This is a genomic window from Bacillus sp. JJ1503, assembly GCF_036965125.1.
In the GTDB taxonomy this organism is placed as follows: domain Bacteria; phylum Bacillota; class Bacilli; order Bacillales; family Cytobacillaceae; genus Cytobacillus.
Window position 1 is genome coordinate 1 of sequence record NZ_JBALOZ010000451.1, and the last position, 1,341, is coordinate 1,341.

Consider the following 1,341-nt stretch of genomic DNA (forward strand, 5'->3'; position numbering starts at 1 on the left):
AAGAAAGACGCTTTCCTTATTTCAGAAAAGCGCCCATTAGCTGAAGAAGGAGTTACATTTTAATTCTCGTTTAATTGCTTTAACCACTCTAAAAACTAATCTTGAGGTAACTTTACTTTTGAAAGTCTAAGTTATGGGAGAGTTTCAGGACTAGCAATGGTTATGGTGGAAATCTTCTAATGAAACACACTGTAAATGAATCTTAATTTTATAAGAATCGACTTATTGGATATCGTTAATGGAAACATCTAACGGCTGCAACATTACAATTATTCAAAGAATAATCTTTTCTTTAGTAGCCTATTTAAGAGTATCATTACATATTTGAAATGGCTTCGCGTGTTGTCCATGTAGCGCTACTGTAAGCTCGGTAGTTCGTAACAGCAGCACGAAAATCGTTTTCACTAATCGTGGCAGTTGCATCGTAAACAACAGCTGTCTTGAAGCCATTTTCGATCAAATCTCTCATATGCGATTCAACACATACGTTTGATAATACCCCAGCCAAAATTACTTGTTCTTTTCTACGTTGCCTTAGTTGATAGACTAGATCATTCGTCTGAGGACTGGCCACCTTGTGCGGTGTTGCAATGACGGTTGTTTTGTCCCAGATATACGGAGCTAAAGTTGAAACATAATCGGCTTCCGGAGTTGGAGGACTAAATTGATTTAATTTCTGATAAACACGCAAACTAATCAACATCTCTTGTTCGTTCCCTGTAAACCGCCAATCATAGTCATGTGGATATAAAAAGTGCGGGGAAACAAAGAGCTGATAACCTTTACTACGAGCAGTGCTTAATAGTAGTTCCAAGTTGGCTAAAGTATTATTTTGTTTAATGTTAGCCTTTGTCAAATGATATCCTCTTCCGCCTGGAGACAAAAAGTCATTTTGAGGGTCAGTAATAACAATTGCAGTATTAGCTGGGTTTGGTTTAAACATAGAATTATTCCCACCTTTTTTATGTTTTCACTTATCGATTATACGAACTACATTGATTATTAATTCCTTAGGAAAATGAAATTTTGAATTTAATGTGTGACAATAAAGTACGGATAAACAAATACAACTATTGCTGTTCCAATAGCTATTGTAAACGTCAAATGCTGACAACAGTATGTCAGTGGAGATGAATATTTTTTCAAAAGTGCTTTGAACATTTATTCCTTTCATTAACTTTGATTTACTTACGAATAATTCCTTCTCTTATTCAAGAAAATGGCCCTTTTCATGAAGAAAGGCGCTTTCCATATTTCAGAAAAGCGCCCAATTGTTTAAGTGTAGTTCTTCACAAAAGTCTAGGAAGTAACCAATACACAACAAAGAAGAGACTCACTATC

1 protein-coding gene is annotated in these 1,341 nt (G+C 35.3%); it reads right to left on the reverse strand.

Annotated features, from left to right (window positions below):
* Positions 1-316: 316 nt before the first annotated feature.
* Positions 317-943: an isochorismatase family cysteine hydrolase gene (locus V7149_RS24935; RefSeq protein ID WP_335348257.1), complete on the reverse strand. Its 627-nt coding sequence runs from the start codon at positions 941-943 to the stop codon at positions 317-319.
* Positions 944-1,341: the final 398 nt, after the last annotated feature.

Excerpts from the sequence above, each read along its gene's own strand:
- V7149_RS24935 (WP_335348257.1), bottom strand. The coding sequence starts at position 943 with ATGTTTAAACCAAACCCAGCTAATACTGCAATTGTTATTACTGACCCT.